14 protein-coding genes, 1 tRNA gene and 1 riboswitch are annotated in these 16,441 nt (G+C 66.7%); of the genes, 7 read left to right on the top strand and 8 right to left on the bottom strand.

All coding sequences use genetic code 11. The features are described 5' to 3' along the window. The first annotated feature begins 52 nt into the window (after positions 1–52). The 3 genes from AC1RP5_RS06000 to AC1RP5_RS05990 are packed head-to-tail and all read left to right on the top strand — an operon-like array spanning position 53 to position 2,360. Positions 53–940, top strand: coding sequence for a LysR family transcriptional regulator (locus tag AC1RP5_RS06000; RefSeq protein ID WP_493109688.1), 888 nt, complete (start codon positions 53–55; stop codon positions 938–940). Next, a complete protein-coding gene (locus tag AC1RP5_RS05995; protein ID WP_493109687.1) occupies positions 937–1,500 on the top strand; it encodes a DUF488 domain-containing protein in 564 nt (187 codons plus the stop codon). Before AC1RP5_RS06000 ends, AC1RP5_RS05995 begins: the two co-directional genes overlap by 4 nt. Beyond that, positions 1,497–2,360: an alpha/beta fold hydrolase gene (locus AC1RP5_RS05990; RefSeq protein ID WP_493109686.1), complete on the top strand. Its 864-nt coding sequence runs from the start codon at positions 1,497–1,499 to the stop codon at positions 2,358–2,360. The genes AC1RP5_RS05995 and AC1RP5_RS05990 overlap by 4 nt, the downstream gene beginning before the upstream one ends. 42 nt (positions 2,361–2,402) lie before the next feature. Here the strand turns inward: AC1RP5_RS05990 and AC1RP5_RS05985 are convergent, their stop codons facing one another. The 4 genes from AC1RP5_RS05985 to AC1RP5_RS05970 form a co-directional block, all read right to left on the bottom strand. Beyond that, on the bottom strand, positions 2,403–3,917 hold the full coding sequence (locus AC1RP5_RS05985; RefSeq protein ID WP_493109685.1) for an SGNH/GDSL hydrolase family protein: 1,515 nt from the start codon (positions 3,915–3,917) through the stop codon (positions 2,403–2,405). Next, positions 3,917–4,921 carry an SGNH/GDSL hydrolase family protein gene (locus AC1RP5_RS05980; protein WP_493109684.1) on the bottom strand — a complete coding sequence of 335 codons (1,005 nt, stop codon included), beginning with the start codon at positions 4,919–4,921 and terminating at the stop codon, positions 3,917–3,919. Before AC1RP5_RS05980 ends, AC1RP5_RS05985 begins: the two co-directional genes overlap by 1 nt. A 67-nt stretch (positions 4,922–4,988) precedes the next feature. Next, positions 4,989–5,063: transfer RNA gene (locus AC1RP5_RS05975), tRNA-Gln, on the bottom strand. A 63-nt stretch (positions 5,064–5,126) separates the two neighbouring features. Beyond that, entirely contained in the window at positions 5,127–5,642 is a 516-nt protein-coding gene (locus AC1RP5_RS05970; protein ID WP_493109683.1) for a flavin reductase family protein, read from the bottom strand. Between the two features lie 197 nt (positions 5,643–5,839). On the opposite strand from AC1RP5_RS05970, the gene AC1RP5_RS05965 reads away from it, so the two are divergent. From AC1RP5_RS05965 to AC1RP5_RS05955, 3 genes are read left to right on the top strand one after another with little or no spacing between them, the layout of a single operon-like run. Next, positions 5,840–6,760, top strand: a complete 921-nt coding sequence (locus AC1RP5_RS05965) for a CHAD domain-containing protein (protein WP_493109682.1) — start codon at positions 5,840–5,842, stop codon at positions 6,758–6,760. A 33-nt stretch (positions 6,761–6,793) separates the two neighbouring features. Beyond that, entirely contained in the window at positions 6,794–7,963 is a 1,170-nt protein-coding gene (locus AC1RP5_RS05960; protein WP_493109681.1) for a CobW family GTP-binding protein, read from the top strand. After that, a complete protein-coding gene (locus AC1RP5_RS05955; RefSeq protein ID WP_493109680.1) occupies positions 7,960–8,841 on the top strand; it encodes a fumarylacetoacetate hydrolase family protein in 882 nt (293 codons plus the stop codon). Before AC1RP5_RS05960 ends, AC1RP5_RS05955 begins: the two co-directional genes overlap by 4 nt. A 189-nt stretch (positions 8,842–9,030) precedes the next feature. Here AC1RP5_RS05955 and AC1RP5_RS05950 read toward each other — a convergent pair whose 3' ends face one another. The 3 genes from AC1RP5_RS05950 to AC1RP5_RS05940 all read right to left on the bottom strand — a co-directional run bounded on the left by AC1RP5_RS05950 (position 9,031) and on the right by AC1RP5_RS05940 (position 14,214). Continuing rightward, positions 9,031–12,192: a multidrug efflux RND transporter permease subunit gene (locus AC1RP5_RS05950; protein ID WP_493109679.1), complete on the bottom strand. Its 3,162-nt coding sequence runs from the start codon at positions 12,190–12,192 to the stop codon at positions 9,031–9,033. A 10-nt stretch (positions 12,193–12,202) separates the two neighbouring features. After that, complete coding sequence (locus AC1RP5_RS05945) at positions 12,203–13,396, bottom strand: efflux RND transporter periplasmic adaptor subunit (RefSeq protein ID WP_493109678.1); 1,194 nt, start codon at positions 13,394–13,396, stop codon at positions 12,203–12,205. Positions 13,397–13,635: 239 nt separating this feature from the next. Then, complete coding sequence (locus AC1RP5_RS05940; RefSeq protein ID WP_493109677.1) at positions 13,636–14,214, bottom strand: TMEM165/GDT1 family protein; 579 nt, start codon at positions 14,212–14,214, stop codon at positions 13,636–13,638. Positions 14,215–14,320: 106 nt separating this feature from the next. Next, positions 14,321–14,421: riboswitch (yybP-ykoY riboswitch) on the bottom strand. Between the two features lie 126 nt (positions 14,422–14,547). On the opposite strand from AC1RP5_RS05940, the gene AC1RP5_RS05935 reads away from it, so the two are divergent. After that, a complete protein-coding gene (locus AC1RP5_RS05935) occupies positions 14,548–15,525 on the top strand; it encodes a Bug family tripartite tricarboxylate transporter substrate binding protein (protein WP_493109676.1) in 978 nt (325 codons plus the stop codon). Here AC1RP5_RS05935 and AC1RP5_RS05930 read toward each other — a convergent pair. Further along, positions 15,512–16,429 carry an ABC transporter substrate-binding protein gene (locus tag AC1RP5_RS05930; protein ID WP_493109675.1) on the bottom strand — a complete coding sequence of 306 codons (918 nt, stop codon included), beginning with the start codon at positions 16,427–16,429 and terminating at the stop codon, positions 15,512–15,514. The genes AC1RP5_RS05935 and AC1RP5_RS05930 overlap by 14 nt on opposite strands. Positions 16,430–16,441: the final 12 nt, after the last annotated feature.

Genomic DNA, 16,441 nt, shown 5'->3' with positions numbered 1-16,441 from the left:
GCAGTGTTCAAATATATGATAAATTCAACTTGGATACTTATTGGATATCTCAGTGGAACTGCGACACCTGCGTTATTTCGTGGCCGTCGCGCGCGAGGGCCATGTCACCCGCGCCGCGGAGAAGCTGCACATGCAGCAGCCGCCGCTCAGCCAGCAGATCCGCGCGCTGGAGCGCGAGATCGGCGCGCCGCTTCTCTTGCGTCACCCACGCGGCGTCAGCCTGACCGACGCTGGCCGCTCCTTCCTGGCCGACGCCGAGGCGATCCTGGCCGGCGTCGAGCGGGCGACCGTGAAGGCCCGCCGCACGGCGCGCGGCGAGACCGGGCGCATCGCCGTGGGCTTCACCACCTCGGCGCCGTTCCATCCGCTGGTGGCGCGCGCCATCCGCGAGTTCCGCCGCGAGCGGCCCGACATTTCCTTCGTGCTGGAGGAGAGCAGCTCGGGCGACCTGCTGGCCGCGGTGCGCGACGAGCGGCTCGACATCGCATTCATCCGCTCCGGCCTCAGCGATCCGCAAGGATTTCAGATGCACGAGCTGTTGCATGAGGAGATGGCGGCCGCCCTCCCCGCCCGCCACAAGCTCGCGCGCCAATCGAAGCTCACCCTGAAAGATCTCGCGGCCGAGGACTTCATCCTCTACCGCCGGTCCGATGGGCGCGGCCTCTACGACGTCATCATCTCGGCCTGTGCCGCGGCGGGGTTCAGCCCGCACATCAGCCAGGAAGCGCCGCGCATCGTGTCGACCCTCAACCTGGTGGCGGCCGGCCTCGGCATCACCATCGTGCCGGCGTCGCTCACGCGCCTGCCGCTGGAGGGTGTAACCTATCGCCCGTTGACCGGGCGGCCGCCGCTGAAAGTGCCGCTCAACCTCGCCTGCCGCCGCGACGAAGCCTCGGCCGCGACGCTGGCTTTCATCGACCGGGTTCGCCAAATCGCATGAAGCCTATCAAGACGATCGGCCATTCCAATCATCCGATCGAACGCTTCGTGGCGCTCCTGAAGGCGGGCGGCGTCGAGCGGCTGGTCGACGTGCGCTCCACGCCATGGTCGCGCCGTCATCCGCAGTTCGGCCGCGAGAAGCTCGCGAAGTCGCTGGCCGAGGTGGGCATTGCCTACGTGCATGAAGGCGCGGCGCTGGGCGGCAAGCCCCAAGGCGGCGGCAGCTACGAGCAGCTCGCCGCGCGACCCGACTTCAAGGCCGGTCTCGATCGCGTGATCGACGGCGCCAACGACGCGACGCTCTGCCTGATGTGCGCCGAGAAGGAGCCGCTCGACTGTCATCGCACGGTGCTGGTGTCGCGCCGTCTCGCAGAGCGCGGCGTCAAGATCGAGCACCTGTTGGCCGATGGCAGCATGCGGCCCCATCATGAGGTCGAGGAAACATTGCTGGGCAAGGAAGCCGCTCCAGACCTGTTCGAGGACCGCGCCGCGCGACTGGCTCGCGCGTGGCGACGTCTCGAAGCGAAATGGGGCCGCGCCGGCACCGGCGAAGGAGAATGAACGAGATGGAAGTCCGCAAGATCGAGACCGCGCCCGGCCTGGTGTTCGACGTATCGGTCGCCGGCAAGGACAGCGACACGCTGGTGCTGATGCTGCACGGCTTCGGCGTGTCGCGGCATTTGTGGAAGGCGCAGGTCCCGGCGCTGGGGAATGCCGGCTACTTTGCCGTGGCGCCCAACCAGCGCGGCTATTCGGCGGGCGCCCGGCCCGATCCCGCCAATCTCGATTCCTATCGCTTCGACAAGCTGACCGGCGACGCGCTCGATCTCGTGTCGGCGGTCGGACATGGCGACAAGCGTTTCCATCTCGTGGGCCACGATTGGGGCGCGAGCCTCGCCTGGGCCATCGCCTTCCGTCATCCTGAAAAGCTGCGCTCGCTCACCATCCTGTCGCGGCCGCATCCGATGTCGTTTGCGCGTGCACTGGCGATGCCGGATGGCGAACAGAAGCGTCGCTCGGGCCATCATCAGGCCTTCCTCGAACCCGATGCGGTCTCGAAAGTGCTGGAGAACGACTGCGCCTGGCTGCGGACGCGCCACGCCAAGGAGGGTGTGCCGAAAGAGGCCATCGACCTTCATTTGTCCGTGCTCGGCAACGTGCCGGCGATGGAAGCGGCGCTCGCCTGGTATCGCGCTCGCGGCGAGCGGATGCCGCTCGGCCCGATCAAGGTGCCGACGCTCTATATCTGGGGCGATGCCGACGATACGGTGGGCCGCGCCGCGGCCGAAGGCACGGGCGAATTCATCGACGCGCCGTACAAGTTCGAAGTGCTGCCCGGGGTCGGCCACTACGCCGCCGACCAGATGCCGGCGCGCGTGAACGAGCTGCTGCTGGAGCACATCCGCCGTTACGCCGATTAGAAGAAGAACTTTCCTCCCCATTCAAATGGGGAAGGAAGTGAACTAGGGCGCCTTACACTCCAGCTTCGTCAGTCGCGGCGAAAACGTCGGCAGCGTTGTTGGCGCATCCGCCGGCCAGGCGCGCGGCCAGGCCTTGTCCGCCAGCTTCTTCTCGATCATCGGCACCAGCAGGTTGAAGGCCGTCCACGCGCGGATGCGGGTGCCCGCGTAATTCGTATGCACGGCGTCGGTGAAGAGATCCGGGTCGAACGGCATGTTGGCCACGATGTCGAGGAAGTTGATGCCATGTGTGGCGGCATACTTGCCGAACAGCCGGTTCTGGAACTTTGCCAGCCGCTCGAGGTCGCGATAACGGTACGGCCAGTTCGCGGCGTTGAGCTGCTCGATGATGTACTTGTGGCGGACCGGGTCGACGATCAGCCCGTCCTTCACCATCAGGAAGAACGAGGCGAGCGCCATGTCGGCGCCGATCGATTTGAGGTCGCCGCGGATCTGGTCGAGGTCCTTCTGGATGATGTTGAGGCTGACCGGCAGGTTGGCGAAGTCGAGCTGCGGCGACATCTCGTCCAGCCCCTCGGGCCAGACGACCTTGTAGTCGGGCTTGGGCCATTCGCCGCCGCCGCCGGTTCCGGCGCCGGCGATCGCGAAGGCCGCCTGGATACGGCCGATCAGCGCCGAATAACGCGCACCCTCCTTCAGCCACGCCACCATGGCCGGGTCCTTCGCATTCGACGGCCGGGTCACCGGGTCCTGCGGGACCTTGTCGACGATCGAGGCGGGCCGGAACTGGTTGCCGCCCTCGTGATAGACGACGAGGTCGGGACGCAGCGGCAGCACTTCGGTGCGCACGATGGCGGCAATGTCGGACGAAATGATGCTTTCGCGGCCGGCGTTCAGGACCTCGAACTTGATGCCGAGCCCCTTGGCCTTCGACCAGACGTTCAGCCAGTGGCCGACATATTCCGGCCAGGAGAAAGGCAGGTGATGGGCTTCGACGACGGTCGAGGAGCCGACGAAGACGATGCGCACCGTCTTCTCGGGCCGCGGCGTCTCGATCGGCGGGCCGCGCCATCCGATCTGGTTGGTGGTGAGCCCGCTCGGGATCGTGACGTCGGGCAGGAAGCGGTAGGGCGGACGATCCTGGCCGTCGGGCGCGTCGTAGAGGAAGAGCTGGCCGGGGGCGTAGCGCAGGAACCAGTGATTGCAGGGATCGCCGGAGAAACTGGTGTTCCAGACCTTGAAGGCGTCTGACGGACGAAACCTCAAACCGCCGACGGGATTGGCCTCGACGAACCGGTAGAGCTTGCCCCACTCCTCCGGCACAGGCTTCTTGTTGGGCAGCGGCGCCGGCTCGGTGGAGAACCAGTCGCGCTCGACGCCCGGCGCACGCGGCACCTTGTCGACCGACTCCTGCTTTACGCTGGCGAGGCCGCTCGGCTCGCTGAGCGGCATGTAGAAGATCGTGTAGCCGTCGATGTAGCGGATGACGCCTTCGGCAACGACGACGGTGAGGGCAATCGAGACGAGGAAGAGCAGCGCGTCCTTCAGGAAGCGCATTACTTGCAGCCCTTGCCCTGGTCCTTGCACAGGCCGTCCAGCAGCGTGTTGAGTTCGGGCACCATCATCTTGGTGAAGGCGGCCATCGCAGCGCCGTTCGGATGCGGATCGGGAACCGTCACCCACAGGCTCGCAGGATCGAGGTCCTGGACCGTCGGCAGCAGGTCGAAGAACGGCACGCCCAGGCCCTCGACGTCGGCCTTCACCTTGGCGGTGACGTCATTGAAGGGATAGGGCTTGAACTCGCGCAGCTCGGGAATGTTGAACACGACGAGCTTGATGCCCATCTCGCGCGCCGTCGTCGCAAAGCCCTGCAGCGCCTTGCGGGTCTGCTGCCAGCCCGGTGCGTTGTCGTTGTAGAGCTCGCGGTAATAGCGCTTCCAGTCCGGCGCCTCGCCGAACTGGCGCATCAGCGAGTCGAGGCGATACTTGAAGACGACCCAGGCCGCCGAATGCTCGTCGAGCCACGAGGTCTGGCCGTAGGTCGGCATCGGCTCGGCATCGTTGATGAAGTAGCTCAGCACGACGATGTCGGGCTTCATCTGCTTCACGCTCTCGCGGAACAGCGTGAGTTCCTGCAGCGTGTTGTGGTTGCCGACGCCGAGATTGTAGCTGTCGACCTTGCGGCCTTCCTTGAGCAGCGCGGCCGTGACACGCGCCGCGGCGGTCTCGTCCTGGGCGACACCCCAGCCGAGCGTCGTCGAATCGCCGGCGAAGGCGATGCGCGCCACGCCCGGCGGCGCCTTCTCGGGAAGCTCGGACGAACGGAAGCCGTGCGAGTCCGTCGTCACCCTGACGCCCATGAGCTGAGCGTCCGCATTCGGACGATGGCGATGGCCGAGATCGGGCCGCATGTCGCGAACCTTCACGTCGCGCGCATAACGCCACATCTCGAGTTCATAGAGCATGCCGGTGTCGAGGAAGAGGCGCGTCATGCCTTCGAGGCAGAGTGCGCAGATGGCGGTGAGAACGACGACCAGAAGCGTATTCTTGAGAAAGTTCATAGACTTTGCGCTCGAGCGATTCATCCAAGACAGCGTGCGGACGTCCAAGCCCTCGGACGGGGCGCTTTGGCTGGGGCGCCAGGATTCGAACCTGGGAATGGAGGAATCAAAATCCTCTGCCTTACCGCTTGGCGACGCCCCAGCAGGCGCCCCGTCCGGGCGGGCGGGAACATAGTGGGTTGGTGCGGAGGTGCAACCCCGCGTCTCAGGCGGCTTGTGCGGCCTTCTTCAGCGCCGCGCCGTGCACGAAGGTGCCGTCGGCATAGAGCAGCGGCAGGTTGGTCTCATGCAGCGCCACGTCGACGATCTCGCCGATATAGATCGTGTGCGTGCCGGCCGAGAGCTCGGTGACGAGTTTGCAGTCGAACGAAACCGGGCAGCCCTTCAGCACCGGCGCGCCGGTGGTGAGCGTGGTCCACTCGCCCATGTCGTTGAAGCGCTCGTCGCCCTCGATCCCGTCCATGCCGGCAAAGCGCTCGGCCAGCTTGCGATGCTCGGGACACAGGATGTTGACGCAGAAGAAGCCCGCTTCGCCGATCGGATCGTGGGCGCTGGCGGTCTTGTTGACGCAGACCAGGATCTGCGGCGGCTCGGCGGAAACCGAGCAGACCGCGGTGGCGGTGAGGCCGCCCCGCTGGTCCTGAAGCTTGGTGGTGATCAGGGTTACGCTCGCCGCGAGGTGGCGCATGCCCTTCTTGAAGGCTGCCGCATCGATACTCATGAAGCGACTCTAGGCCACGCCGGGCTGCCGCCGCCACTGCAAACGGAGGGGTAAGCACGTCCGCTAAATCTCCGGCCGGCCAGCGAAATCGGCCGAAAACGGCTCAAATCTACAGTCTCCCTGTTGCAATAAAACCTTAACCAGACTGTCGTTCTTAGCGGTTGCCCGGCTTGGCGCGGTCGCTACGGTCGGCCGCGATGTCAGCCCCGCCCCCCAAACCCGCCCAGAAACCGGCCACCAAACCCGCCGCGAAGCCCAACGCCGAAACACCTCCCGACGTCGCCCTGCGGTTGATCGCGGCCTCCTGCCGGACCGATCTGGCCAAGAACCGCACCATCGTCCTGACCAGCCGGCGGCCGGTCGGCATCCATCAGGCGAGGGTCGCCCTGCGCCGCCTGCGGGCCGCCTTCAGCGTCTTCCGCCCTGCCGTGGACGGGCCCGAGGTGCGGGCCCTGTCGGCCGAGGCCAGGTGGCTGGCCGGCGAATGCGGACCCGCACGCGACCTGCATGTATTCCTGACCGAAAGCGTGACCGACGTGCCGCCGGTCGTGAAGCGCGTGGCCGCGCGCGTCGCCGAGGTCCATCTGGAGCGCGCCCGTTCGGCGCTCGACAGCGCCCGCTACGACGACTTCGACCGCAAGCTCGCGGCCTTCGCCGCCGGTCCCCTCGTCACCGGCCCAATGGCCACCGGAACCGCGGGCAGCGTCCGCCTCGACGAGTTTGGCCGCGCGGTGCTCGACAAGCGTCACGACAAGGTCGGCCGCCGCGGCCGCCTGATCGACCAGATGGACGAGGAGCAGCTTCACGACCTGCGCATCGCCTTCAAGAAGCTGCGCTACGCCGCGACCTATCTCAGCCCTGCCTTTGCCTCGCCCGCGGCCAAGCCCTATATCGAAGCGACGACGCGTCTGCAGGGCGCGCTCGGCGCCTTGAACGATCGCGCGACGGCGGCCGCCATGCTGGCCGACATCGCCATGGCCGCCCGTCCCAACGAGGACACGGCCGCGCCGCTCAAGGTTCTCGCGAGGCAGGCGACGAGTGGCGAGAAGCGCCGCCGCCGCAAGCTCGAGCGGGCCTGGAAGGAGTTCAGGAAGGCCGAGTGCTTCTGGCGGGCGTGATCCCGAACACCGGATACCCCACAGGATCCCCCGATGAGCGACACGCAGAACGCCGCCGAGCAGCGCATACCCGTCACCGTGCTGACGGGCTTCCTCGGCAGCGGCAAGACCACCCTGCTCAACAAGCTGCTCCGCCGGCCCGAGCTGGCCGACACCGCCGTCATCATCAACGAGTTCGGCGAGATCGGCCTCGACCATCTGCTGGTCGAGAAGTCCGACGACGAAGGCATGGTGACGCTGAACTCGGGTTGCCTGTGCTGCACGGTGCGCGGCGACCTGGTGCGCACGATGAGCGAGCTGTTCCTCAAGCGCTCGCGCGGCGAGGTCTCGCCGTTCAAGCGCATGGTGGTCGAGACCACGGGCCTGGCCGATCCCGCCCCCATCCTGCACACGCTGATGACCGATCCCCTGCTCGCCTCGCGCTATCGCCTCGACGGCGTGGTGACGACGGTCGACGGCGTGAACGGCGCCAGCACGCTCGACAATCACGAGGAGGCCGTGAAGCAGGCCGCCGTCGCCGACCGCATCCTGCTCACCAAGGTCGACATCGCCGACGCGCCCAAGCTCGCCGACCTGAAGCACCGCCTGCAGCACCTTAATCCCGGCGCGCCGTTCCAGAGCGTCGAGGCGGGCGAGATCGATCCCAACAAGATCCTCAACGCCGGCCTCTACAATCCCGAGACCAAGAGCGCCGACGTGAAGAAGTGGCTGCAGGCCGAGGCCTATGAAGGCAGCCACGATCATGGTCACGGCCACGGCCACCATCACGGACACGACCATGGCCACGATCACGGCCATTCCCACGAGCACGGCCACGGCGAGCAGGATCCGCACGACGTGAACCGTCACGACGACCGCATCCGCTCCTTCTGCATGACCTTCGACGAGCCGATGAGCTGGTCGACGGTGGCCGCCGCCTTCGACGCGCTGGTGACCTATCGCGGCCCCGACCTGCTGCGCATGAAGGGCATCCTGAACGTCAAGGACACCGACAAACCGGTGGTGATCCACGGCGTGCAGCACGTCTTCCATCCGCCGGCCACGCTCGACGCCTGGCCCGAGGGCGACGACCGCAAGAGCCGCGTCGTGTTCATCACGCGCGACATCGGCGAGAGCACGATCCGCAAGGTCTTCGCCTCGTTCTTCGACGCCGAGAAGAAGGGCTGGGGCGGGAACGCCGGCGAGGCCGCGAAGCCGCAATGAAGCTCGCCACGATCACCCACGAGGGCCGCACCAAGGCCGCCCTCGTTGCCGCTGACGGTCAGATCTTCTGGCCGCTCGAAGCCATGCTGGGCCGTCCCGTCGCCGATCTCGGCGCCATCGTGGGCGAACTCGACGCGATCAAGTCGAAGCTGAAGCCGGCCGGCGCGGGCCTACCGCTGTCCGCCGTGAAGGTCGAGGCGCCGCTCCCGCGTCCGGCGCGCAACGTCATGTGCGTGGGCAAGAACTATCACGAGCACGCGAAAGAGTTCACGCGCTCGGGCTTCGACAGCAGCGCCAGCTCGGCCGCCGACGCGATCCCGACCGCGCCGATCATCTTCACCAAGGCGCCGGAGTGCGTGATCGCCGACGGTTCGGACATCCGCTACCCCGAGGGCGTCAGCGATTCGGTCGACTACGAAGCCGAGCTCGGCCTCGTCATCGGCAAGGGCGGCCGCGGCATCAGGAAGGCCGACGCCTACAGTCACATCTGTGGCTACACGATCATCAACGACGTGACGGCGCGCGACCTGCAGGGCAAACACAAGCAGTGGTTTCTTGGTAAGTCGCTCGACACGTTCTGCCCAATGGGCCCGTGGCTCGTGACGTCCGATGAAGTCGAGCCCGAGAACCTCACCGTGAAGTGCTGGGTGAACGACGAGCTGCGCCAGAACGCCAACACGCGCGACCTCATCTTCGACATCCCGACCCTGATCGAGACGATCTCCGCCGGCATCACCCTGAAGCCCGGCGACGTCATCGCCACCGGCACGCCGGTCGGCGTCGGCATCGGCTTCACACCGCCGAAGTTCCTGAAGCGCGGCGACCGCGTCACGATCGAGATCGACGGGCTGGGTCGTCTGTCGAACAAGGTGGCTTAGAGTCTTTTCGTCTTGAGTTGACCCGCACCACCTCATCCTGAGGAGCCGCGCGCAGCGCGGCGTCTCGAAGGATGGGCAACAGACGTGGTGCTCGCGCCCACCCTTCGAGACGCGCTCCTGCGGAGCGCTCCTCAGGGTGAGGTTATTGTTTGGAAACCAGACGCGATTCGAATCGAAAAGACTCCGCGTCTACGTCGCCTGCGGGGACGCAGGCCTCGCCGGTTCCGCAACGGGCTCCGCCGCCTCGATTGGCTTCTCGCGATCGCGGGCCAGCACGCGCTGCACGACGACGAAGAACACCGGCACCATCAGCAGGGCGAGGACGACGACGGCGATCATGCCGCCCATGACGCCGGTGCCCAGCGCCTGCTGGCTCTTGGCGCCCGCGCCCACGGCGATCGCCATCGGCAGCACGCCGCAGACGAAGGCGAAGCCGGTCATCAGGATCGGCCGGAAGCGCAGCTTGCAGGCTTCCAGCGTCGCCGCGACCAGCGGCTTGCCTTGCGACCGCAGCTCCTTGGCGAACTCGATGATCAGGATCGCGTCCTTGGCGGCGAGCCCGATGATCGTGACCAGGCCCACCGTGAAGTAGACGTCGTTGGGCAGGCCGCGCAGGTTGGCCGCGATGACCGCGCCGCTGATGCCGAGCGGCACCGTGAGCAGCACGGCGAGCGGGATCGTCCAGCTCTCGTAGAGCGCCGCCAGGCAGAGGAAGACCAGCAGCGCCGACAGGCCCAGCAGCAGCGGCGCCATCGAGCCGGCGAGCTTTTCCTGCAGCGACTGTCCGGTCCATTCGTAGCCAAAGCCGCGCGGCAGCTTGCCGGCCAGCTTCTCCATCTCGGCGATGGCGTCGCCGCTGGTGTAGCCGGGCTCGGCCTCGCCGCTGATGCGGACCGAGGGGTAGTAGTTGAAGCCGACGATCTGGGTCGGGCCCTTCGACCATTCGACGCTGGCGAAAGCCGAGAACGGCACCAGCCGCCCCTGCGCGTTCTTCACGTTGTAGGCCAGGATGTCGTCGGCGCTCATGCGGCCCGCCGAATCGCTCTGCACGATCACGCGCTGCATGCGCCCGCGATTGGGGAAGTCGTTGACGTAGGCCGAGCCGAGGTTGGTCGAGATCGTGTTGTTGATGTCCTCGAAGGTGACGCCGAACGCGCTCGCCTTCTCGCGGTCGATGACGAGATTGACCAGCGGCGCTTCCGGCAATCCCTCGACATAGACGTTGCGCAGGATGGGACTCGCATTCGCCGCGGTAAGGAGCTGCTGTGTGGCCGCCATCAGCGCCGGATAGCCCTTCTGCCCGCGATCCTGCAGGCGGAAGCTGAAGCCCGCGGAGTTGCCGAGATTGTCGATCGGCGGCGGCTGCAGCGCCGAGATCTCGGCGTCGCGGACCGACGCCATGGCACGGTTGATGTCCTCGACGATCGCGGCGGCGGATTCGTTGGGGCCGCGCTCGGACCAGTCCTTCAGGGTGATGAAGGCCTGCGCCGTGTTCACGCCCTGGCCGAGGAAGCTGTAGCCGGTCAGGAAGGTCACGTTGTCGACGCCCTCGCGGCCCGCGAGGTAGCGCTCCACGGCCTCGACCGCCGCCTTGGTGCGATTGTACGAGGCGTCGGACGGCGCCTGCACATCGGTCGTGATGAAGCCCTGGTCGTCGATCGGCAGGAAGCCGCCGGGCAGGCGAACGAACGCCCACGACAGGCAGATCAGGAGGGCAGCGTAGATGCCCATCATCCGCCCCGTCCGCTTCAGCGACCAGCCGACCGTGGTGACGTAGCGGTCGCGGATGCCATCGAGCTTGCGGTTGAACCAGCCGAACAGCCCACGCTTCTCGTGCGCATGGCCGGCCGGGATGGGCTTCAGCATGGTCGCGCACAGGGCCGGCGTCAGCGACAGCGCAAGCAGCGCCGAGAAGCCGATCGCCGCCACCATCGTCACCGAGAACTGGCGATAGATGATGCCGACCGAGCCAGGGAAGAACGCCATCGGCAGGAACACCGCGACCAGGACCAGCGTGATGCCGATGATGGCGCTGGTGATCTGCTTCATCGCCTTGCGCGTGGCGTCCTTGGGCGACAGCCCCTCTTCCGCCATGATGCGCTCGACGTTCTCGACGACGACGATCGCATCGTCGACCAGGATGCCGATCGCCAGCACCATGCTGAACAGGGTGAGCATGTTGATCGAGTAGCCGACGGCCAGCAGCGTGGCGCAGGTGCCGAGCAGCGCCACCGGCACCACGATGGTCGGGATGATCGTGTAGCGGATGTTCTGCAGGAACAGGAACATCACCACGAAGACCAGCACGACCGCCTCGACCAGGGTCATCAGGACCTTCTGGATCGAGGCTTCGACCACCGGCGTGATGTTGTAGGGAATCGAATAGGTGATGTTGGCGGGGAAGAAGCGCGACAGCTCCTTCATCTTCGCCTCGACCGCGCCGGCGGTCGCCAGCGCATTGCCGGTCGGCGCCAGCAGCACCGAGAGACCGGCGGTCGGCTTGCCGTTCAGGCGGGTGTTGAACTGGTAGCCCATGCCGCCGACCTCGACGCGCGCCACGTCGCGCAAGCGCACGGTCGAGCCATCGGGATTGGCGCGCAGCACGATCGCGCCGAATTCGTCGGGCGAGGCGAGCTGGCCTTTCACCAGCACCAGCGCCGAGATCTTCTGGTGCGCGGGGCTCGGCTCGGCACCAACGCTGCCCGAGGCGACCTGCGCATTCTGCGCATTGATGGCCTTTGTCACGTCGTCGGAGGTCAGGTTGAAGCCGACCAGCTTGGCCGGATCGACCCAGATGCGCAGCGAGCGCTCGGTCGAATAGAGGGTGGCGCGGCCGACGCCGTCGATGCGGCGGATCTCGCCCAGCACGTTGCGGACCATGAAGTCGCCGAGGCCGACCTCGTCGAGGCTGCCGTCGGTGGAGCTGAGCGTGATGATCTGCAGCACCGCGCTGGAAGCTTCCTCGATCAGGATGCCCTGCTGGATCACCGCCCGCGGCAGGCGCGCCTCGACCCGCTTGATGCGATTCTGTACCTCGACCGAAGCCATCGCCGGATCGGTGCCGGGCTGGAAGTTCGCGATGATCTCGACCTGGCCCAGCGAATCGCTGGCCGATTCGAAGTTCAGGATGCCCGAGGCGCCGTTCAGCTCCTCTTCGATCAGGCGCGTGACGCTGTTGTAGAGGTTCTCTGGCGACGCGCCGGGATAGCTCGTGCTGATCGAGATCGAGGGCGGCGCGATGATCGGATACTGCGCGATCGCCAGCAGCGGGATCGAGATCGTGCCGATCAGGCAGATGAGAAGCGCAATGACCCAGGCAAAGATCGGGCGATCGATGAAGAAGCTCGGCATGGGTCGCCGCTCACCGCGTCGCGCTGAGGGACTTCGCCGCGCCGCCCTCGGGCGCCGCCTCCGCGCTGATCGTGCGCGGGTTCACGTTGTCGCCGGCGGCGAACTTCTGGAAGCCGTCGACGACCACCCGGTCGCCCGACTTCAGCCCGTCCAGCACCAGCCACTGGCCGCCCTGCACAGGGCCGAGCCGCACCGGCTGCACGATGACGCGATTGTCGTCCTTAACGACGAACACCTCGGCGCCGCCGCCGCCGTTGCGCTGGATCGCCTGCTCGGGAAGGCTGATCGCGTCGCTGTCGACGCCCTGCTCGATCAGGACGCGCACGTACATGCCCGAGAGCAGCTCGCGATCGGGATTGAGGAACTCGCCGCGCAACGTCACCTGGCCGGTCGACGCATCGACCTGCGCCTCGGAGAACAGCAGCTTGCCGGTCAGCGGATAGACCGAGCCGTCGTCCATCAGGAGCTTCACCTTGATCGCATCGGGCGAGATGCGCTCGAGCTCGCCGGCCTCGAGGGCGCGGCGCAGCTTGTTCAGCTCGCCCACCGACTGCGTGAAGTCGGCGTAGATCGGATCGAGCTGCTGGATGGTCGCGAGATTGGTCGCGTCGTTCTGCACAACCAGCGCGCCTTCGCTGACCCGCGCGGCGCCGATGCGTCCGCTGATCGGCGCCCGGATCGTCGCATAGTCGAGATTGAGACGGGCGCGCGCCACGTCGGCTTCGCGCGCGGCGACCTCGGCCTTGGCCTGCGCCACCGTGGCAACGGCGATTTCATGCTGTGCCGTCGAAATGGCCTGCGTCTTGGCAAGTGCCGTCGAACGCGTGGCTTGCGGCACCGCGAGATCGAGCCCCGCCCTCGCCTTTTCGAGCGCCGCCTCGGCCGACTGCAGTTCGACTTCGAAGGGCTTGGGATCGATCTGGTAGAGCGCATCACCCAGTTTGACGTCGCTGCCCTGGTTGAAGGTTCGCGCGGTCACGATTCCGGACACGCGCGGCCGCACGTCGGCAACGCGGGTCGGCGCGATGCGGCCGGGAAGCTCGCGAACGATCGTGCGCGGCTGCGGCGTGACGGTGACCACGCCGACCTCGGGTGGGGCTTCCTTGGGCTCGGCAGAGGCCGAGGATTCCTTGCAGCCCGCAAGCGCGGGCGCCAGCGTGAGAAGGAGAAGGGCCGCCAGCTTCCAAGGGTGTCCGCTACGCATTTACGCTCTCCCCGCTTTTCGATGCGCCGGCCTCGACGCATGCGTCTTCCTCCGCGCGACCCGTGTTCGCGCGGCCTTTTCCTCAAGCGTTTCTGGATCCCTTGGTGACTTCGGCCTGCAGATTTCGCTCTTGAGGGCTGCCGTTTCCGTCACTTCTCACCGTGTGAAATTCGCCAAAGAGTGTGGCGAGAAGACGACGAACTTTCACAGCTTGTGACGTGGCACGTGCAGGGAGGTGGTCAGCCTCCCAGCAACCCCATGTCGAGCTTCAGCAGCGCAATCAGGCCCAGCACCAGGAAGGCTGTCGCCGCGAGCGAACGCACGAGCTTGAGCGATACCTTGCGCGAGAGCACGTCGCCGAACAGCACCGCGGGCACGTTGGCGATCATCATGCCGAAGGTCGTGCCGGCGGTGACGGCGACGAGGTCGTTGAAGCGCGCCGAGAGCGCCACGGTGGCGATCTGGGTCTTGTCGCCGATCTCGACCAGAAAGAAGGCGACCGCCGTCGCGATGAACGCACCAGCCGCGCCCGCGACCTTGGGGCCTTCGTCGGCCTTGTCGGGAATCAGGCACCACACCGCCATGGCGAGGAACATGACGCCCAGGATCCAGCGCATCGCATCCGGCCCGAGCCACGCGGCGACGGCCGCACCCGCCCACGCCGCGAGCGCATGGTTGGCGAGCGTCGCGACCAGGATGCCCAGGATGATGGGAACGGGACGGCGATAGCGGGTGGCGAGGATCATTGCCAGGAGCTGCGTCTTGTCCCCGATCTCGGCGACAGCAACGAGTCCTGTTGAAACAAGAAAGGCTTCCACGGCGGACACACATAGCGGGACCGAGCACGAACCCAATGACTCCCCGCACTGCCCGATCCCGCGGGTGAAAGTGCTGGAAGCCAAAGGTCTCGCCAAGCGCGGTCCTAAAGGACCGTCGGTCGCCGAATGCGCCATGGTTCCGGAGAACCAAGTCTGTTGACGCATCCGCCTCTGGGGTGAGGCCGGCTACTCCCCGATGACGAGGGGTAGATAGTCCCGCGCTTCGCGCACGGCAAGGCACGTAACGTCGCGGGTTTTTGCGAATGCCTCGCAAGCCGCGCTGGCATGATGAGCCAAGTGCACTACAGTCCGGTCAGTTGTCCGAGGTGCCTGATGCTGTCTTTGTCCAAGCGTCGCCTGCTCGCTCTCTCCCTGCTCGCCGCGTCCACCGCCCGCACCGCCCTCGCACAGAACTGGCCCGACCGTCCGATCCGCATCGTCGTGCCCTTTCCCGCCGGCGCGGGCGTGCTCGACATCATGGCGCGCCTGCTCTCGGCACATCTCGGCCCCGCGCTCGGCCAGCCGATCATCATCGACAACCGGCCCGGCGCCGGCGGCACGGTCGGCGCCGACGTCGTCGCGAAGGCGCCGCCCGACGGCTACACGATGCTGATGGGCAACCCGTCGCTGGTGGTGAATCCGTTCCTGCTGGCGAAGATGCCCTACGACCCGATGACGGATTTCATTCCGCTCACCCTGGTGAACACCGCACCGCTCCTGCTGGTCGCGCATCCTTCACTGCCGGCCAACTCGGTGAAGGAACTGATCGCACTGGCACGAGCGAAGCCCGCGCAACTCAACTACGGTTCGGGCGGCATCGGCAGCACACCGTTCCTTGCCACTGAGCTCTTCCGCTCGATGGCCAACATCGACGTGACGCACGTTCCCTATCGCGGCGGCGCACCGGCGCTGGCCGATCTCGTCGGCGGGCAGTTGAGCTTCATGATCGAGAACATGCCGGGTACCTTGCCGCTGGTGAAGTCGGGCAAGCTGAAGGCGTTGGGCGTGACGACCGACCATCGCGCCGCCCTTGCGCCCGACATTCCCACCATCGCCGAATCCGGCCTGCCCGGTTACGAAGTGGTAGGCTGGAACGGCCTCTTCCTCGTGAAGGACACGCCGCCCACCATCGCCGGCAGGCTCTTCGACGAAGTGGTGAAGGCGCTGCGCAGCGCCGACGTGAAGGAACAGATGGCCGCCCTCGGCGCCGAGCCCGGCGGCAACACGCCGGCCGAGTTCACCGCCTTCGTGCGCGCGGAGTCGGCACGCTGGGGCAAGATCATCCAGGACAAGGGCATCAAGCCCGAGTAGCCGCTCCGATCGCCGCGGACGCGAGCTTCGTGTCGACCACGTCGTCGAAGGCGATGTCGCGCGACAGCGTGCCGGCCGATCGCATGGCCGCGTGCAGGCGGTCGTAGCCTTCGCGCCGGATGACCGGATCGGGGCCCCAGAGCTTCAGCGCGCGATAACGGTCGATGCAGGCCGCGAACAGGTCGCGCGACACGTCGGGGAAGAACGACTGCACCGCGTCGACGATCTCGAACGACGGCGCGGTGGCGAACCATTTCAGCGTCGCGTCCATGCCGCGGATCATCGCTGAGAGTTCGTCGGCGCGATCCTTGAGGACGCCGCGCCGCGTCACCAGGGTCGTGTAAGCCGTGAGGCCGCGATTGGCGGCGGCATACCAGACATGGCCCGCACCCGTTGAGATCAGTCGCTCGGCATAAGGCTGGAAGACCTGCACCGCATCGACCTTGGCCTCGCGGAGCGTCGTCTCGTTCTCGCCCATGCTCCTGTCGGTGATCCGGTCGACCTTCGCGGGGTCGACGCCGGCGCGCCGCAGGTCGTCCTGCAGGCAGACCCAGGGCGTCGGCACTTCCGACACCGTCGCGAGCTTCACCGAGAGAAGATCGGCCAGCTTGAAGTCGGGGCGCGGCCGCGCGCCCACCACGAAGAACGGATCGCGGGCCACGACGTCGCAGAAGCAGACCAGGTCGGAGGCAGGATCCGTGTCGCGCGCGATCATGACCCGGAGCGGCCCGCCCCACATGACGTCGACCTCGCCAGCCCGCAGCGCCCGCGCCGCCGCCAGCGGATCGGGCGAGGGTCGCAGTTCGACCTCGACCCCGGCCCGCTTGAAGGCGCCCGTCGCATGGGCTGCATAGAAAGGCGCGTAGAACAGCGCGCGGAAATTCTCGGACAGAACGATCGCCATGCACCGATCGTA

Source organism: Reyranella sp. GW821-FHT12G01 (genome assembly GCF_058806575.1).
The sequence above is the reverse complement of the archived record's forward strand: the minus strand, read 5'-3'. Positions and strand labels throughout refer to the sequence as shown.